We start from the raw sequence: 2,283 nt of genomic DNA on the forward strand, positions 1-2,283 counted from the left end.
GTGCCCCCGGCGCGGGGGGGGGCCGGCCTGGGCGGCCCAGCCGCCCCCCCGCTACTCCGCCGTGTGCAGCGCCGGGATCGGGTACGGGCCGTGGTTCAGGTCCACCCCGCTGCGCACCTTCGCCTCCGCGATGCCGCCCTCGCTCCAGATGTGGCACGTGCCGCGCACCGGGCCGACCAGGCGGTCGATCAGCTCCGGAGGCGGCGGCCGCAGTCCGCCGCTCGGCTCGGGGTTCGCGGCGAGCCGCGCCCGGGCGCTGCACGACATCACGCTCTGGAACACCGCGGAGCCGAGCGCCCGCGACAGCTCGAACAGATGCGCGCAGCCGGACACGCCGCGGAAGTTCTCCTGCAGCTGCTTGTTGAACCCGGACCCCACGCGCATGCCGACCAGCTCACCGAACTTCGGCGCGATCAGCGGGCATTCGACGTGCGGGAAGCTGTGCATCGCGGCGTCCGCCGCGACGATCACCAGGCCCGCCTTGCGGACCCGCACGTCCAACTGCATGTGGTGCAGCACCGCGCGGGCATCGGTCTGCCACGGCCGCTCGTCCCGCAGATACGCGGTGACCAGGATGTCGTCGCCCTCTTCGAACGCGTCGAAGGTCAGCGTGCGCCGGTGCACCGGGAGCCGTACCCGCCCCGCGGCCTCCGGCTCCGGACCGGTCCCGTTCGCCGTCCGGTTCTCCGTCTCGGTCATGTGGCCCCCTCCTGCGCCCCCGTGCGGGTGGCGCGGTCACCGGCTGCTGTCCGCAGTTTGCCTGACCCCTACAACTATCCCGCGCCCGGGGTGCCGGAAGCGAACCCGCCGGATCGGCGCACGCTCCGGCGCCGGCCCGGGGAATGCCGAACGCCCCCGGCCGCGAAGGGATTTCCGCGGTCGGGGGCGTCGTCGTACGGGCGCCCGCTCAGCGGGCCTGGGCGACACCCAGCAGTTCGAGGACGTCGCCGTCGCCGCGGTCCTGCAGGCGCTTGAGCACCGCCTTCAGGTCGCAGCCGTCGTCCAGGCCCAGCCGCGCGCCCAGCAGTGCGGGCAGGTTGACCTGGTCCGGGACCGGGTCGACGCCGGTGTGCCGCAGTGCCCGCGCCCAGCGCGGCAGCCGCAGCTTGCCGTCGCCGGCCAGCAGCCGCGTCTCCAGCCGGCCCGGGCGCACCGAGCCGATGAACACCATGTCGCCGCCCTCGGCGCCGATGCCGGCCAGGATCGTCCGCATCGACACGCAGAACGGCTCGTGCTCCCACCGCAGCGCGGCCGGACCCGCGGCATGGTGCAGCCGCAGGCTCTGCCCGGGCCGCAGGCCGAGGAGCGAGACGAACTCGCCCGGCATCACCAGGCGTTCGCCGTCCAGCAGGGCGGCGTCCACGTCGATGCGGTACCACCACACGCCGTGCTCGTCGCGGAAGCACCGGGCCGCGTGGCCCGGTTCGCCGACCGGTGCATCCGGCAGCGGCGCCTCGGCGGCCGGCTCCGCGGCGTACCCGGAACCCTCGCCGGAGTCGTCCGCGGCCGGCATCTCGCCGCGGGCCGCCTCGGCCGCCGCCGCGGTCTCCACCGTGCCCGACTCGTCGGCCGGCCACGGGCGCACCACGCCGTCCGCGACCTGGAACGCGGTCAGCCGGGCCACCCACCCGGCATGCAGCTCGGGCCGCACGCCCAGCATCGACAGCGGCGGCTCCAGCGCGCCCAGCGTGACCGCGCCGTCCGCACGCTCGCACGCGTCGCCGACGATCTCCGAGGTGCGCGACTCCAGTTCGCCCGGGGCGCCGGCGGTCAGCCAGCCGTCCGCGGACGTGTTGAGCGCGAGCAGCCCGCGGACCACCTGCCACAGCTGGACGTTGAGGCCGGGCACCGTCACGGTGTGCCGCTTGTCCAGGTCGCGCAGCTCGGCGACGGTCGCGACCGCGCCCAGGCTGCGGCGTACGAAGTCCAGGTGCTCGCGCACCTGCGCGCCGCCCGGCTGCTCGACCTGGTCGGCCAGATGCCGGCGCAGCGCCCGCTCCAGGGCCTCCACCTCGGCCGAGTCCTTGTCGAACTCGGCGGCCAGCGAAGCGATCTCGCGCGGGCTGTCGGTGAACATCCGGTCCCGGGCCAGCGTGCGCCAGCGCGGCTCGCGGCCGGTGAACCACGCGGCGAGGACCAGGACGAGGTTGCCCGGGGCCGGCGGGGCGGGCACGTCGCGCGCGTCCGGCGCGTCGTCCGCGGCCTCGGCGCGCAGCGCGGCCGGGGCCGGGGCGCCGCGCGGCGGCGTCGCGTCGGAATCGGCGGGCGCGTCGGCGCCGCCCG

2 protein-coding genes are annotated in these 2,283 nt (G+C 76.3%); both read right to left on the minus strand.

The window, feature by feature from the left end; genetic code table 11:
* Nucleotides 1-51: 51 nt before the first annotated feature.
* Nucleotides 52-699, minus strand: coding sequence for a DUF2889 domain-containing protein (locus tag LZ495_RS25350; protein WP_235055182.1), 648 nt, complete (start codon nt 697-699; stop codon nt 52-54).
* A 208-nt stretch (nt 700-907) separates the two neighbouring features.
* On the minus strand, nt 908-2,283 hold a 1,376-nt coding region (locus LZ495_RS25355), incomplete at its 5' end, for a globin family protein (RefSeq protein WP_235055183.1).

The organism is Yinghuangia soli, assembly GCF_021502675.1.
Lineage (GTDB): Bacteria > Actinomycetota > Actinomycetes > Streptomycetales > Streptomycetaceae > Yinghuangia > Yinghuangia soli.